Origin of the sequence: Streptomyces sp. NPDC006197 (assembly GCF_040613865.1) — a bacterium.
Taxonomy (GTDB): Bacteria; Actinomycetota; Actinomycetes; order Streptomycetales; family Streptomycetaceae; genus Streptomyces.
This window is the reverse complement of the sequence record NZ_JBEXSZ010000010.1, coordinates 57,778-71,403: the sequence shown is the minus strand read 5'-3', so window position 1 is coordinate 71,403 and position 13,626 is coordinate 57,778. Positions and strand designations below refer to the sequence as shown.

Genomic DNA, 13,626 nt, shown 5'->3' with positions numbered 1-13,626 from the left:
TTTCTTGTTCGGTGCGGGTCAGGGCGCGGGAGCCTCTGGCACCGGCAAGGGCGCCGTTCCGTTGTGCCCACCCTCCCCCAAGCTCTCGGCTTCGCCCGAGCAGGGGGGACCCCCTTCGCCCTGCGGAACGATTGCCCACAACGGGGGGCGGCCCCGCCACAACGGGAGAGGTCAGCCCGCCTGTGCCGCCGCCTTCACCGCCGTGCAGATCCTCGCCACGTCCTCGTCGCCCGTCACGTACGGCGGCATCGTGTAGATCAGGTCGCGGAACGGGCGCAGCCAGACGCCCTCACGGACCGCCGCGCGCGTCGCCGCCGCCATGTCGACCTCGTGGTCGAGCTGGACGACGCCGATCGCGCCGAGCACCCGCACCTCGCGGACGCCCGGGAGGTCGGCCGCCGGGGCGAGCCCGTCCCGCAGGCCCGCCTCGATCCGCTTGACCTCGACCTGCCAGTCCTGGGAGAGCAGCAGGTCGATGGAGGCGAGGGCGACCGCCGAGGCGAGCGGGTTCCCCATGAAGGTCGGCCCGTGCGCCAGGACCGGGACCTCGCCGCGCGAGATCCCGTCGGCGACGCGGCTCGTGCAGAGCGTCGCCGCCATCGACAGGTAACCGCCGGTCAGCGCCTTGCCCACGCACATCACATCGGGGGAGACCCCGGCCTGGTCGGCGGCGAACAGCGTGCCCGTCCGCCCGAAGCCGGTCGCGATCTCGTCGAAGACGAGCAGCACGTCGTGCGCGTCGCAGGCCTCGCGCAGCACCCGCAGGTACGCCGGGTCGTGGAAGCGCATGCCGCCCGCGCCCTGCACGACCGGCTCCACGACCACCGCGGCCAGTTCGTGCGCGTGCTCGGCGATCCGGGTCCGCAGCAGCTCCGCGTACGACTCCTCGTACGCGGCCGGCGGCGCGTCCGTGAACACCTGCCGCTGGAGCACCCCCGACCACAGCTCGTGCATCCCGCCCTGCGGGTCGCAGACGGACATCGGCTGCCAGGTGTCCCCGTGGTAGCCGCCGCGCCAGGTGAAGAGCCGCTGCTTCTCGGGGCGGCCCAGGGAACGCCAGTACTGCAGGCACATCTTGGCCGCGACCTCGACGGAGACCGAGCCCGAGTCGCTGAGGAAGACGTGCCGCAGCGGCTCCGGGGTGATCTCCACGAGCCGGGCGGCGAGCCGGACGGCCGGCTCGTGGGTGAGCCCGCCGAACATGACGTGGCTCATCTTCTCCAGCTGACCGCGCACCGCCTCGTTGAGCACGGGGTGGTTGTAGCCGTGGACCGCCGACCACCACGAGGACATGCCGTCGACCAACTCGGCCTGTCCCTCGACGGGTTCGGCGAGCCGGAGCCGCACACCGGACGCGGACGCGACGACCAGCGGCTCCGCCCGGCCCGGCATGGGGCCGTACGGATGCCAGACGTGCGCCCGGTCCAGGGCGAGGAGCTCGTCGTTACGCATTCGGCGCGAGGTCCGTGCCGGCGCCCCGGCGGCGCACGGCCACCAGGTCGGTGCGGGCCTCGTTCACGCGAGCCTCCTCGGCCGCCGGCGCCGCGTGACCGCCGCAGGGACCGCAGCCGCCGCCCTCCTCCGCGTGCGCACCGCAGCCCGCGCCGTCCGCGGAGGCCTCCGAGCCGCAGCCCGCCGAGGCCTTCGAGCCGCAGCCGCCCGTCGCGCCCGCCGCCGCGAGCGCGTCCGCGCGGTGCTTCGGCAGGGTGGTCGTGCCTGCGCCCTCCACCTCGAAGCCCGCGTCCGCGATCATGTCCAGGTCGGCCTGGCCGGCCTGGCCCTCGCTGGTCAGGTAGTCGCCGAGGAAGATCGAGTTCGCGATGTTCAGCGCCAGCGGCTGCATCGACCGCAGGTGCACCTCACGGCCGCCGGCGATCCGCACCTCGACGTCGGGGCAGACGAACCGGACCATCGCGAGGATCCGCAGGCAGCGCTGCGGGGTGAGGTTCCACTCCTTGGCGAGCGGGGTGCCCTCGAACGGGATCAGGAAGTTGACCGGCACCGAGTCCGAGTCCAGCTCGCGCAGCGCGTAGACGACGTCGACCAGGTCCTCGTCGCTCTCGCCCATGCCCGCGATCAGACCCGAGCAGGCCGACAGACCGGCGGCGTGCGCCTTCTGCACGGTGTCCACGCGGTCCGCGTAGGTGTGGGTCTTGGTGATGTCCCCGTACGTCGCCTCGGACGTGTTCAGGTTGTGGTTGTACGCGTCGGCGCCGGCCTCCCGCAGCCGCTCCGCCTGGCCGTCCGAGAGCAGACCGAGGCAGGCGCACACCTCGACGCCCTCGTTCTGCTCCTTGATCGCCTCGATCGTCTTCCCGACGCGCTCCACGTCCCGGTCCGTCGGGCCGCGGCCGCTCGCCACCAGGCAGACCCGCTTGGCACCGCCCGCGACACCCGCCGCCGCGGCCTGCGAGGCCTCGTCCGGCTTCAGCCAGGTGTACTTGAGGATCTCCGCCTTCGAGCCGAGCCGCTGCGAGCAGTACGAGCAGTCCTCGGGACAGAGACCGGACTTCAGGTTGACCAGGTAGTTCAGCTTCACCCGGCGCCCGAACCACTGACGGCGCACCTTGCCGGCCGCCGCCACCACCTCGAGCAGTTCGTCGTCGGAGGTCGCCAGCACGGCGAGCGCTTCTTCACGGGTCGGCAGCTCGCGCCGCAGCCCCTTCTCCACCAGCGTGTTCAGCAGGTCCATAACCGCAGATCCTTGCCTACCGCCCGCCCCCGGGCCAAGGAGGAACCGAACAAACGCCCCCGATCGAGGTGTGTGGATGACCACATCCCGACCTCGGCACGCTGCGGTTAGGGTCTGTGCGCTGCCTACAAAAGGATCGCCGCATGCCACGGGACGACGACGCACGGGCCGCGGACCCGCGCCGCACCGCCTTCGACTGGACCGACGCCGAGGCGCGCCGCCGGGCCGAGGCCGGTCTCGTCCGGACGCTGCGGCCCCGGGCTGCCGAGTCGGACCTCCTGGACCTGGCGGGCAACGACTACCTCGGCCTCACCCGCCGCGCCGAGGTCACCGAGGCGGCGGCCGAGGCGGCCAGGCGCTGGGGCGCCGGCTCCACCGGCTCGCGGCTCGTCACCGGCACCACCCGGCTGCACACCCGGCTGGAGCGCGAACTCGCCGAGTTCTGCGGCTTCGAAGCGGCCCTCGTCTTCTCCTCCGGCTACACCGCGAACCTCGCCGCGCTCACCGCGCTCGGCGGCCGGGACTCCCTGATCGTCTCCGACGCCTCCAACCACGCCTCGATCGTGGACGGCTGCCGCCTCGCGCGCGCCGAGACCGCCGTCGTCCCCCACACCGACGCCGAGGCCGTCGCCAAGACCCTGGACGCGCACCCGGGACGCCGGGCCCTGGTCGTCAGCGACTCCGTCTTCTCCGTCGACGGCGACAAGGCCCCGCTCCCGGGGCTCGCCGAGGCCTGTCGCGCGCACGGCGCCGGACTGGTCGTCGACGACGCCCACGGCTTCGGCGTCCTCGGCGACGGCGGCCGGGGCGCCCTGCACGAGGCCGGGCTCGCGGGCGACGAGGACGTCGTCGCCACCCTCACCCTCTCCAAGTCCCTGGGCAGTCAGGGCGGTGCCGTCCTCGGCCCGGCCCGGGTGATCGAGCACCTGGTGAACGCGGCCCGCACCTTCATCTTCGACACCGGGCTCGCCCCGGCCGCCGCGGGCGGAGCGCTCGCGAGCCTGCGCCTGATCGCGGCCGAACCGGGCCTCGCCGAGCGGGCCCGCGCCGTCGCCGGGGCGCTGCACCGGCTGCTCACGGAGGCCGGGCTCACCTCCGCCCGGCCCGACGCGGCCGTCGTCTCGGTCCACGCGCCCTCCCCGGAGGCGGCGCTGCGCTGGGCGGCGGACTGCCGCGAACAGGGCCTCGCCGTCGGTTGTTTCCGGCCCCCGTCCGTCCCCGACGGCATCTCGCGGCTGCGCCTCACGGCCCGGGCCGATCTGACGGACGCGGAGATCGGGCGCGCGGTGGAGACGATCCTGCGGACCGCCCCGGCGTTCTGACGACCCGTCGGGAGGTCCAAGGACGTTCCCCGGCAGCAGAGTTCACCGCTTCGGGCGACAGATGGGGACATATCTTGGTGGAACGCCTGCCGGGGCGGCACGATCGGTGGGACCCTGACGCGTAGCGCGATCCGGGGCCGAAGCCCCGGCGGGAAAGGGACAGCGTCGCCATGGCAGACCACCAGGAAGCATCCGTCACGCTGCCGAGCAACCCCGCGTCGGTCCCCACCGCCCGGCGGTACGTCGCGGAGGTCCTCGACGGATGGGGCCTCGACGGTGCCGACGACCTGGCGGACGCGATCCGCCTGATGGTCTCGGAACTGGCCACCAACGCCGTCCTGCACACCTTCGGGCAGTCGCCCACCTTCACGGTCGACGTCCGCCTGGAGCGCGAGGAGCGCCTCCACATCGGCGTCACCGACAGCCATCCGCGCTGGCCGCGCCGTCTTCCGGCGGCGGTCCAGCAGGACAACGGCCGGGGCATGGTCATCATCCGCTCCCTGGCGGCGGAGGCGGGCGGCCGTCTCTCGGTCACTCCGACCGAGGAGGGCGGCAAGACCGTCTGGATCACGCTCCCGTGGACCCAGGCGGCCGCTTCGTACGTCTAGGGCCTGTCCGGCGGATCAGGGTCGGCAAGACGCCCCCTAGGGGTTGTTCCCCGGCGCAGGGGTGCGGCGGCGCCACCGCACCCCCGGGGCGGGGTCACAGGCCCCCGAGGCCCGAGACCGGGTCAGTGCCCGGCGGGCGTCGTCATCGGACGCGGCCGTAGTAGACCTTCGACGACCAGATCTTGTCGAGCTTCACCCAGGATCCCGTCTTGGGTGAGTGCCAGATCTTCCCGCTGCCGGCGTAGATGCCCACGTGGTAGACCCTCCCGCCGGAGTGGAAGAAGACCAGGTCCCCCTTCTGTCTGCTGGACGCGGAGATGTGCCGGGTCTTGTTGTACTGCTGCTGCGCGGTGCGAGGCAGCGACTTGCCCGCCTTCTTGTACGCGTAGAGCGTCAGACCGGAGCAGTCGAACCGGGAGGGTCCGGCGCTCCCGTACCGATAGGGGGCTCCCTTCTTGGACGCGGCGACGCTCAGTGCCTTGTTCGCGTAGGTGGTCACTGCCTGGGCCTCGGGTGCCGCACCGGGTGCGAGCATCGTGCCGCCGACGGCGGCGAGGGTGAGAGCCGAGACGGCTCCGGCCCGGGACAGCAGGGACGGGACGTGCATCTGCGCAGTCATGCGCAACCCTTCGTCAGCCGCCTGCGAAGGATGACCTGTCGGGTTCGGGCTGGCGAAGATGCCCGGCCGCGGCTGCGGCTTCACCCCAAGGGACGGCCCCGCTGCGGAAACAGCGCGTACGTCCCGTACTGCTCGGGTCCTCCACTCCTGCCGATCCACTCCTGTCGACCAGACGTCCGGGACGGCGGCAGGACTCGGCGTCCGCCCGGACCGCCCCGCCTCGGATGGCGGGGGCTTGTCGTCGACAGGGATCTTGACCTACACCCAGGTCGAAATCCGAGTTGAAACGGCCATATGTGAGGCTCCTCACGACTGATCCATTCGGGTGGACAGGTTGCTTTCGTGATCCTCGGAGGTTTGGCCCACGAGCCCCGCACCAGCGGTGGAACGCCCCATTCCGCCAGATGCGTACACCTGTTGCGCAACTCACCCCGCACATATGTCGACTCGTCGACTACGCCGAACGAGGGAGCGATCCTGCGCTGCTTGTCGGCCGTACGGACCTCGACACGACATGCCGGAATGTCAACTCGCCCGTGCGCGGGGGACGGTGACGCGGTCGGCGCGACGCTCGCCGTCCAACACCCGCAGGGCGCGCGCCAGGGTGTCCGCGTGCACCTCGCTCTCGCCCCGCATATGCATGACCGTCAGAGCCTCGCGCAGCGCCTCCGCGCGCCCCACCAGCGCTTGTGCCGCCCGTAGTGCCCCATAGGTATGCGTACCCCTGGATGGGTTGATCTTCCCCAGGAGGTCGACGACTTCGAGGTACGCGTCGATCAACTCGCCCTCGGCCCGCGTCAGTGCGGGCAGCGGAGGCAGCTCGGGCACCACGGCCGGCTCACCGCGCCGCGCCGGCGTCGCGCCGGCTCGTGATCACGTGGTCCACCAGCCCGTACGCGACGGCCGCGGGTGCGTCCAGGACGGTGAGGCGGTCCAGGTCGGCGTCGATCCGGTCCCGGCTCTGCCCGGTGTACTCGGTGAGCATCCCGGCCGTCAGGGCGCGCAGCCGGAGCAGCTCGCGGGCGTGGATGTCGAGGTCGCTCGGCTGTCCCTGGAGGGGCTCGTCCATGGCCGGCTGCCGGAGGGTGATCCGGGCGCCGGGGAGGACGTGCCGCTTGCCGGGGGTGCCGGCGGCGAGCAGGACGGCGGCGGTGGCCACGGCCTGCCCCAGGCAGGTGGTCTCCACGTCGCAGGCGAGCGTCCGCATCGTGTCGTGGATGGCGGTCATGGCGCTGATCGAGCCGCCGGGGGAGTTGATGTAGAGCGCGATGTCCTGATCCGGGGCCGCGTATTCGAGGTGCAGGAACTGGGCGATGACGTCGTTGGCCGAGGTCTCGTCGATCGGCGTGCCGAGGAAGACGATCCGGGATTCGAGGAGCTTCGAGTACGGGTCGAGGGTCCGGGTTCCGAAGCTCGTCCGCTCCGTGAACTCGGGCAGGACATGGCGGGCGTCCATGGCTGAGCACCTCCAGCTGTCTGTAAAAAATGTACAGGACGTACAGGCCGTAAGATGGGGAGCATGACCTACGAGATCCCGGTGACGCAAGCGCGGGCTGAACTGGCCGACCTCATCAACCGCGTCGTCTACGGAGGGGAGCGCGTCGTCGTCACCCGCCACGGGAAGCCGCTCGTCGCCCTGGTCTCCGCCGCTGACCTGGAAGAACTCGAGGCGGCGGAGAAGCCCGCCGACGAGCAGGTGGTCAGCTCGCTCTCCGGGCTGCACCCGGTCGACTCCGCTCCCGGCGAACAGCGCCGCTTCGGCATCGCCGCCCACCACCGCGAGCCCGGCGCTTCCTGATCCGGGCGCATACGGAGGCGCATACGGAAAAGCCGCGTACCCCCGTCCGCTACGGCGGGGGTACGCGGCCGTCTTCGGCCGGGGGCCTCAGCCCACCGGCACCGGAGCCTGCGCCGGCGCGGGAACCGCTTCCGACGGGCGGCGCCGCGCGCCGAACGCGGTCGCGGCCAGCCCGGCCACGGCCCAGAGGGAGAGGACGAGCAGCGGGCGGCCCGCCGCCGCGCCGTCGAAGGCGGACACCGACCGGAGGGCCGAGACCCCGGCGCCCGGCGGCAGCCACTGGCCGAGCGCGCCCACCCCGGTGGGCAGCAGCTCCGGAGCGCTCGACATCCCCGAGAAGGCGTTGCCGAAAAGGATGGTCAGGGCGGCTCCGACTCCGAAGCCGGGCTTGCCGAGCAGGGTGGCGAGCCCCGCGAAGGCCGAGCCGATGGCCAGGACGGTCAGCCCGAAGACTCCGGCCTCGGCCCACCAGTCGCCGGTCAGCGCGCCGAGCCAGCTGTCGGTGAGCGCCGCGCCCACGAGCCCGGCAAGCGCCGCCGCGCCCACCAGGGTCGCGACCGCCCCGGCCCCGCGCAGCCCGAGCAGGACGGTGGCGGCGCCCGTGGCCGCCCCGACCAGGGCGAGGGGCAGCAGGCTCGCGCCGAGCACGGCGCCGCGCGGGTCGCCCGCCGGTGCGGCGACCACGTCCGTCACCCGGACCGGCGCCCCTGCCGGGGCCTGCGCGGTCACGGCCTCGCGCAGCAGCCCGGCCACGACGGGGCTCGCCGCCGAGGCGGTGAGGAGTTCCGTACCGCCCGGGGTGACGACCACCGCGCCGTACACGTCACGGTCCTCGATCGCGGCCCGGGCCGCGCCGGCGTCCGCGTAGCGGTGGACCTCGAAGGCCCCCTCGTGCCGTTCGAGTCCCCGCTCGACCGCGTCGGCCGCGGCCGCGGGTCCGGCCACTCCGACGGGCAGGTCGCGGGGTGCGAGGCGCGCGGCGGGCCAGGCGAAGACCGAGAGGGCGAGGGCGGCGACGACCGGTATCAGGACGAGTACGGCGAGGGTTCTGCGTCCGGCGGCCGGCGGGGTGGTGGCGGCGGGCATGGCGGCCTCGATTCAAAGCGAAGGATCGTTCGTTTTACGTGGGCTCAGCGTGCGCCGCCACCCGGGAGTTGTCAAGAACGAATATTCGTTTTAGATTCATCCCATGGCACGTGTCTCCCAGGAACACCTCGACGCCCGGCGCCGCCAGATTCTCGACGGCGCCGCGCGCTGCTTCGCCCGCAACGGCTTCCACGCCACGTCCATGCAGGACGTGCTCGCCGAGGTGGGTCTGTCCGCGGGCGCGGTCTACCGCTACTTCCGCGGCAAGGAGGAGCTGATCGGGGCCATCGCGACCGAGGCCTTCGCCGGCATCCGGGGCGCCTTCGAGGAGGCCTCCCGCGCGACCCCGCCGCCCACCCCCGACGTCCTCCTCGGCGCGGTGCTCCGGCTCTTCCTGGAGGAGCGGATCGAGGGCGCGGACCGGCAGGCCTTCGCGCGGCTGATCATCCAGGTGTGGACCGAGACCCTGCGCAACGAGGAGCTGGCCGCGACCCTCTCCGAGGGCTATCGCGGAATGCGGGCCGCCTGGACGACGCTGGTGACCGCCTACCGCGACAGCGGCCTCCTGCGCGCCGACGTCCCCGCCGACCACGTGGCCCGCACCCTCATCGCCACCGCCCAGGGCTTCATCGCCCAGCAGGCGCTCTTCGGCGACGTGACCGCCGAGGCCCTGGAGAACGGGCTGCGTGGCTTGATGTCGATGTCCGTGCCCGGAGGCGCCGAACCGGCCCGATGATCATAGGAACGCAAAGCCGGGGTTAACGAGCCGGAAAAACTTCCGCCCTAACGTGCAATGTCTGGCCGCGTACCGCATCTCCGCAGTTCAACAGAGTGTTGACGGTCGGTAGGGTCCGCAGCTGTCCGGGTCAGATCCGGTCGACGACTGTGAGGTGGAAGAGTGCAACTGAGCCCGCATGAGCAGGAGCGCCTGCTCATTCATGTGGCGGCCGATGTGGCCGAGAAGCGTCGGGCCCGCGGTGTGCGGCTCAACCACCCCGAGGCCGTCGCGCTGATCACCTCCCACATCCTGGAAGGCGCCCGGGACGGCCGGACGGTCGCCGAGCTGATGGCCTCCGGGCGCAAGGTGCTCACCCGCGACGAGGTCATGGACGGCATTCCGGAGATGATCCACGACGTCCAGGTCGAGGCCACCTTCCCGGACGGCACCAAGCTCGTCACCGTCCACGACCCCATCGTCTGAACGGGCGGCCGCCGATGATCCCCGGAGAGATCCTGTACGCGGACGGACCCGTCGCCCTCAACGAGGGACGCCCCGTCACCCGCCTCACCGTGCTCAACGCCGCCGACCGGCCCGTCCAGGTCGGCTCCCACTACCACTTCGCCGAGGTCAACCCCGGCCTCGACTTCGACCGCGCCGCCGCCCGGGGGCAGCGGCTGCACATCGCCGCCGGGACCGCCGTCCGCTTCGAGCCCGGCATCCCCGTCGAGGTCGAGCTGGTCCCGATCGCCGGCCGCCGGATCGTGCCCGGCCTGCGCGGCGAGACCGCCGGCCCCCTCGACGTCACCGGTCCCCTTGACATCACCGGCCCCTCCGGCACCACCGAACAGGACAAGGACGGCGACCGTGCCTGACCTCCACCGCGCCGTCTACGCCGACCTGTTCGGCCCCACCACCGGCGACCGCGTGCGCCTCGCCGACACCGACCTCCTCGTCGAGATCGAGGAGGACCGCTGCGGCGGCCCCGGCCGCGCCGGCGAGGAAGCCGTCTTCGGCGGCGGCAAGGTCGTCCGCGAGTCCATGGGCCAGGCCCGCACCACCCGTGCCGAGGGCGCCCCCGACACCGTCATCACCGGCGCGGTCGTCATCGACCACTGGGGCGTCGTCAAGGCGGACATCGGCATCCGGGACGGCCGGATCACCGCCCTCGGCAAGGCCGGCAACCCCGACACCATGGACGGCGTCCACCCCGACCTCGTCATCGGCCCCGAGACCGAGATCATCGTCGGCAACGGCCGCATCGTCACCGCGGGCGCCGTCGACACCCACGTCCACTTCATCTCGCCGACCGTCGTCGAGCAGGCCCTCGCCACCGGCGTCACCACCCTCGTCGGCGGCGGCACCGGCCCGGCCGAGGGCACCAAGGCGACCACGATCACGCCCGGCCCCTGGCACATGGCCCGGATGTTCGAGGCGCTGGACACCTTCCCCGTCAACATCGGCCTGCTCGGCAAGGGCAACACCATGTCCCGGGAGGCGATGCACTCCCAGCTGCGCGGCGGCGCACTCGGCTTCAAGATCCACGAGGACTGGGGCGCCACCCCCGCCGTCATCGACGCCTGCCTGAGCGTGTGCGAGGAGACCGGCGCCCAGCTCGCCATCCACACCGACACCCTGAACGAGGCGGGCTTCGTCGGCGACACCCTCGCCGCCATCGCCGGCCGCACGATCCACGCGTACCACACCGAGGGCGCCGGCGGCGGGCACGCCCCCGACATCATCACCGTCGTCTCCGAGCCGTACGTCCTGCCCAGCTCCACCAACCCGACCCGGCCGCACACCGTCAACACCATCGAGGAACACCTCGACATGCTGATGGTCTGCCACCACCTCAACCCGGCCGTCCCCGAGGACCTCGCCTTCGCCGAGTCCCGCATCCGGCCCTCCACCATCGCCGCCGAGGACGTCCTCCACGACCTGGGAGCCATCTCGATCATCTCCTCCGACTCCCAGGCCATGGGCCGGATCGGCGAGGTGATCATGCGGACCTGGCAGACCGCCCATGTGATGAAGAAGCGCCGCGGCGCCCTGCCCGGCGACGGCGCCGCCGACAACCACCGCGCCCGCCGCTACGTCGCCAAGTACACGATCAACCCGGCCGTCGCCCAGGGCATGGGCCACCTCGTCGGCTCGGTCGAGCCCGGCAAGCTCGCCGACCTGGTCCTCTGGGAGCCCGCCTTCTTCGGCGTGAAGCCGCTCGTCGTCGTCAAGGGCGGCCAGATCGCGTACGCGCAGATGGGCGACGCCAACGCCTCCATCCCCACGCCACAGCCCGTGCTGCCCCGCCCGATGTTCGGCGCGCTCGGCCGGGCCGCCGCGGCCGGTTCGGTCAACTTCGTCGCCCAGGCGGCGATCGAGGACGACCTGCCCCGGAAGCTCGCTCTGCACAAGGAGTTCACCGCCATCGGCTCCACCCGGCGGGTGACCAAGGCCGACATGCGCGAGAACGACGCCCTGCCCCGGGTCGAGGTCGACGCCGACACCTTCTCGGTGACCATCGACGGCGAGACCGTCGAACCGGCGCCCGCCGCCGAACTGCCCATGGCCCAGCGTTACTTCCTCTTCTGATGACACTCTCCGCACTCCTCGTCCTCGCCGACGGGCGCTTCCCCGCCGGAGGGCACGCCCACTCCGGCGGCGCCGAGGCCGCCGTCAAGGCGGGCCGCATCAAGGACGCCGCCAGCCTGGAGTCCTTCTGCCGGGGCCGCCTGCACACCACGGGCCTCACCTCGGCCGCGCTCGCCGCCGGGGCCGCGCACGGACTCGACCCGTACGAACTCGACGCGGCGGCCGACGCCCGCACGCCCTCGGCGGCCCTGCGCGCCGCCGCCCGCAGACTCGGCCGCCAGCTGATGCGGGCCGCCCGCGCCACCTGGCCGAGCCCCGAACTCGACGCGCTGGCCGCCGCGTTCCCCCGCGGCGCCCACCAGCCCGTCGTCCTCGGCACCGCCGCACGGGCCGCCGGACTCGGCCCCGAGGACGCGGCGCACTGCGTCGCGTACGAGACGGTCGGCGGCCCGGCGACCGCGGCCGTCCGCCTCCTCAGCCTCGACCCCTACCAGGCCACCGCCGTCCTCGCCCGCCTCGCACCCGAGATGGACCAGGTGGCCGAGCGCGCCGCCGCGGCCGCCCGGCAGGGCGTCGTCGACGCCCTGCCCGCCGCCTCCGCGCCGCTGCTCGACCTCACCGCCGAACAGCACGCGGCCTGGCCCGTCCGCCTCTTCGCGTCCTGAACACCCCCTGAGCACCCTCCCCTGAGCACCACCCCGAGCACACCCTGAACACCCGGGAGCCCGCCATGCACCTCGACCACGGCCACACCCACCACGGCGCCGTCTCCGCCGACGCCCGCCGCCCCGACGGCACCCGCCGCGCCCTGCGCATCGGACTCGGCGGACCCGTCGGCTCCGGCAAGACCGCCACCGTCGCCGCCCTCTGCCGGGAGCTGCGCGACACCCTGTCCCTCGCGGTCGTCACCAACGACATCTACACCCGTGAGGACGCCGAGTTCCTGCTCCGCGAGGCCGTGCTGCCGCCCGAGCGGATCGCCGCCGTCGAGACCGGCGCCTGCCCGCACACCGCGATCCGCGACGACATCTCCGCCAACCTCGAAGCCGTCGAGGACCTGGAGGACACGGTCGGCCCCCTCGACCTCGTCCTCGTCGAGTCCGGCGGCGACAACCTCACCGCCACCTTCTCCAAGGGGCTCGTCGACGCCCAGATCTTCGTCATCGACGTGGCCGGCGGCGACGACATCCCCCGCAAGGGCGGCCCCGGCGTCACCACCGCCGACCTCCTCGTGATCAACAAGACCGACCTCGCCCCGTACGTCGGCTCCGACCTGGAGCGGATGGCCCGCGACGCGAAGGAGCAGCGCGGCGAGCTGCCCGTCGCCTTCACCTCCCTGCGCGGCGAGAACGGCGTCGCGCCCGTCGCCGACTGGGTCCGGGCACAGCTCGCGGCGTGGACCGCGTGAGCCTGCGCGCCACCGCCCGGATCACCGCCGACGCCGACGGCGGACTGCCGCTCCTGGTGAGCGACGGCCCCCTCGCCCTGCGCCGCACCCGGGCCGCCGGACCGTACACCCGGGTCACCGTCGTCGGCGCGATGAGCGCCCCGCTCGGCGGTGACCGGCTGGCGATCGAGACCGAGGTGCGGGACGGGGCCCGGCTCCTGGTCGACTCGGCCGCCGCCACCCTCGCCCTGCCCGGCCGGAGCGCCGACCCCGCCGCGTACGACGTGCGGATCGCCGTCGGCGACGGGGCGGTGCTCCGCTGGCTGCCCGAGCAGCTCGTCTCGGCGGCCGGCTCGCACCTGCGGATGCGCACCACCGTCGACCTCGCGCCCACGGCGCGGCTCGTCCTCCGGGAGGAACAGGTCCTCGGCCGGCACGGCGAACCGCCCGGCACCCTCGTCACCCGCCTCACCGTCCGCCGCGCCGGCCGCCCCCTGTTCGACCAGGAGCTCGCCTTCGGCCCCGGGGCGTCCGGCGGCTGGGACGGCGGTGCGGTCCTCGGCGGCCACCGGGCCACCGGCCAACTCCTCGTCGTCGACCCGGCGTTCGCCGACAAGCCGGTGGAAGCGCGGCTGTACGGGGAGAACGCCGTGGTCAGCCCGCTCGCCGGCCCCGCCGCCCTCGCCACCGCCGTCGCCCCCGACGCGCTCGCGCTGCGTCGGCTCCTCGATGCTGCTTTGTCCGAACTCGCCCCGTTCTGAACCTTCCTCGAAGCCGTACCGCTCAGCGGTACACCACTCACCGGTT

At 73.1% G+C, this 13,626-nt stretch carries 16 protein-coding genes and 1 riboswitch; of the genes, 10 read left to right on the top strand and 6 right to left on the bottom strand.

Annotated features, from left to right (window positions below; all coding sequences use genetic code 11):
* Positions 1-171: 171 nt before the first annotated feature.
* Positions 172-1,452: an adenosylmethionine--8-amino-7-oxononanoate transaminase gene (locus tag ABZ318_RS05200; RefSeq protein ID WP_356901130.1), complete on the bottom strand. Its 1,281-nt coding sequence runs from the start codon at positions 1,450-1,452 to the stop codon at positions 172-174.
* Positions 1,445-2,692 carry a biotin synthase BioB gene (gene bioB, locus ABZ318_RS05195; protein ID WP_356901129.1) on the bottom strand — a complete coding sequence of 416 codons (1,248 nt, stop codon included), beginning with the start codon at positions 2,690-2,692 and terminating at the stop codon, positions 1,445-1,447. Before bioB ends, ABZ318_RS05200 begins: the two co-directional genes overlap by 8 nt.
* Before the next feature lie 143 nt (positions 2,693-2,835).
* On the opposite strand from bioB, the gene ABZ318_RS05190 reads away from it, so the two are divergent.
* Entirely contained in the window at positions 2,836-4,014 is a 1,179-nt protein-coding gene (locus ABZ318_RS05190) for an 8-amino-7-oxononanoate synthase (protein ID WP_356901128.1), read from the top strand.
* A 170-nt stretch (positions 4,015-4,184) separates the two neighbouring features.
* A complete protein-coding gene (locus ABZ318_RS05185; protein WP_356901127.1) occupies positions 4,185-4,622 on the top strand; it encodes an ATP-binding protein in 438 nt (145 codons plus the stop codon).
* A gap of 142 nt (positions 4,623-4,764) precedes the next feature.
* On the opposite strand, the gene ABZ318_RS05180 is transcribed toward ABZ318_RS05185, so the two are convergent.
* The 3 genes from ABZ318_RS05180 to ABZ318_RS05170 all read right to left on the bottom strand — a co-directional run bounded on the left by ABZ318_RS05180 (position 4,765) and on the right by ABZ318_RS05170 (position 6,697).
* Positions 4,765-5,241 carry a C40 family peptidase gene (locus ABZ318_RS05180; protein WP_356901126.1) on the bottom strand — a complete coding sequence of 159 codons (477 nt, stop codon included), beginning with the start codon at positions 5,239-5,241 and terminating at the stop codon, positions 4,765-4,767.
* Between the two features lie 3 nt (positions 5,242-5,244).
* Positions 5,245-5,366, bottom strand: a riboswitch (cyclic di-AMP (ydaO/yuaA leader).
* A gap of 400 nt (positions 5,367-5,766) precedes the next feature.
* Positions 5,767-6,072 (bottom strand): hypothetical protein, encoded by a 306-nt coding sequence (locus tag ABZ318_RS05175; protein WP_093877274.1) that lies wholly within the window; start codon positions 6,070-6,072, stop codon positions 5,767-5,769.
* A 7-nt stretch (positions 6,073-6,079) separates the two neighbouring features.
* Positions 6,080-6,697, bottom strand: a complete 618-nt coding sequence (locus ABZ318_RS05170; protein ID WP_356901125.1) for an ATP-dependent Clp protease proteolytic subunit — start codon at positions 6,695-6,697, stop codon at positions 6,080-6,082.
* 63 nt (positions 6,698-6,760) lie between these two features.
* On the opposite strand from ABZ318_RS05170, the gene ABZ318_RS05165 reads away from it, so the two are divergent.
* The gene (locus ABZ318_RS05165) at positions 6,761-7,039 is read left to right on the top strand and encodes a type II toxin-antitoxin system Phd/YefM family antitoxin (RefSeq protein ID WP_225800649.1); all 279 of its coding nucleotides are present in this window, start codon (positions 6,761-6,763) and stop codon (positions 7,037-7,039) included.
* Between the two features lie 87 nt (positions 7,040-7,126).
* On the opposite strand, the gene ABZ318_RS05160 is transcribed toward ABZ318_RS05165, so the two are convergent.
* Positions 7,127-8,125, bottom strand: coding sequence for an ABC transporter permease (locus ABZ318_RS05160; RefSeq protein ID WP_356901124.1), 999 nt, complete (start codon positions 8,123-8,125; stop codon positions 7,127-7,129).
* Positions 8,126-8,228: 103 nt separating this feature from the next.
* On the opposite strand from ABZ318_RS05160, the gene ABZ318_RS05155 reads away from it, so the two are divergent.
* From ABZ318_RS05155 to ABZ318_RS05125, 7 genes are all read left to right on the top strand, one after another.
* Positions 8,229-8,861: a TetR/AcrR family transcriptional regulator gene (locus ABZ318_RS05155; RefSeq protein ID WP_356901123.1), complete on the top strand. Its 633-nt coding sequence runs from the start codon at positions 8,229-8,231 to the stop codon at positions 8,859-8,861.
* A 162-nt stretch (positions 8,862-9,023) separates the two neighbouring features.
* Positions 9,024-9,326, top strand: coding sequence for an urease subunit gamma (locus tag ABZ318_RS05150; RefSeq protein ID WP_030686168.1), 303 nt, complete (start codon positions 9,024-9,026; stop codon positions 9,324-9,326).
* 14 nt (positions 9,327-9,340) lie between these two features.
* Positions 9,341-9,718 carry an urease subunit beta gene (locus tag ABZ318_RS05145; RefSeq protein ID WP_356901122.1) on the top strand — a complete coding sequence of 126 codons (378 nt, stop codon included), beginning with the start codon at positions 9,341-9,343 and terminating at the stop codon, positions 9,716-9,718.
* On the top strand, positions 9,711-11,432 hold the full coding sequence (locus tag ABZ318_RS05140; RefSeq protein ID WP_356901121.1) for an urease subunit alpha: 1,722 nt from the start codon (positions 9,711-9,713) through the stop codon (positions 11,430-11,432). Before ABZ318_RS05145 ends, ABZ318_RS05140 begins: the two co-directional genes overlap by 8 nt.
* Positions 11,432-12,097, top strand: coding sequence for an urease accessory UreF family protein (locus ABZ318_RS05135; RefSeq protein WP_356901120.1), 666 nt, complete (start codon positions 11,432-11,434; stop codon positions 12,095-12,097). The genes ABZ318_RS05140 and ABZ318_RS05135 overlap by 1 nt, the downstream gene beginning before the upstream one ends.
* A gap of 65 nt (positions 12,098-12,162) precedes the next feature.
* The gene (ureG, locus tag ABZ318_RS05130) at positions 12,163-12,840 is read left to right on the top strand and encodes an urease accessory protein UreG (protein ID WP_356901119.1); all 678 of its coding nucleotides are present in this window, start codon (positions 12,163-12,165) and stop codon (positions 12,838-12,840) included.
* Complete coding sequence (locus ABZ318_RS05125) at positions 12,837-13,580, top strand: urease accessory protein UreD (protein WP_356901156.1); 744 nt, start codon at positions 12,837-12,839, stop codon at positions 13,578-13,580. The genes ureG and ABZ318_RS05125 overlap by 4 nt, the downstream gene beginning before the upstream one ends.
* The last annotated feature ends 46 nt before the right edge of the window (positions 13,581-13,626 follow it).

Coding starts and splice junctions, on each gene's coding strand:
- ABZ318_RS05200 (WP_356901130.1), bottom strand. CDS start 1,452: ATGCGTAACGACGAGCTCCTCGCCCTGGACCGGGCGCACGTCTGGCAT.
- bioB (WP_356901129.1), bottom strand. CDS start 2,692: ATGGACCTGCTGAACACGCTGGTGGAGAAGGGGCTGCGGCGCGAGCTG.
- ABZ318_RS05190 (WP_356901128.1), top strand. CDS start 2,836: ATGCCACGGGACGACGACGCACGGGCCGCGGACCCGCGCCGCACCGCC.
- ABZ318_RS05185 (WP_356901127.1), top strand. CDS start 4,185: ATGGCAGACCACCAGGAAGCATCCGTCACGCTGCCGAGCAACCCCGCG.
- ABZ318_RS05180 (WP_356901126.1), bottom strand. CDS start 5,241: ATGACTGCGCAGATGCACGTCCCGTCCCTGCTGTCCCGGGCCGGAGCC.
- ABZ318_RS05170 (WP_356901125.1), bottom strand. CDS start 6,697: ATGGACGCCCGCCATGTCCTGCCCGAGTTCACGGAGCGGACGAGCTTC.
- ABZ318_RS05165 (WP_225800649.1), top strand. CDS start 6,761: ATGACCTACGAGATCCCGGTGACGCAAGCGCGGGCTGAACTGGCCGAC.
- ABZ318_RS05160 (WP_356901124.1), bottom strand. CDS start 8,125: ATGCCCGCCGCCACCACCCCGCCGGCCGCCGGACGCAGAACCCTCGCC.
- ABZ318_RS05155 (WP_356901123.1), top strand. CDS start 8,229: ATGGCACGTGTCTCCCAGGAACACCTCGACGCCCGGCGCCGCCAGATT.
- ABZ318_RS05145 (WP_356901122.1), top strand. CDS start 9,341: ATGATCCCCGGAGAGATCCTGTACGCGGACGGACCCGTCGCCCTCAAC.
- ABZ318_RS05135 (WP_356901120.1), top strand. CDS start 11,432: ATGACACTCTCCGCACTCCTCGTCCTCGCCGACGGGCGCTTCCCCGCC.
- ureG (WP_356901119.1), top strand. CDS start 12,163: ATGCACCTCGACCACGGCCACACCCACCACGGCGCCGTCTCCGCCGAC.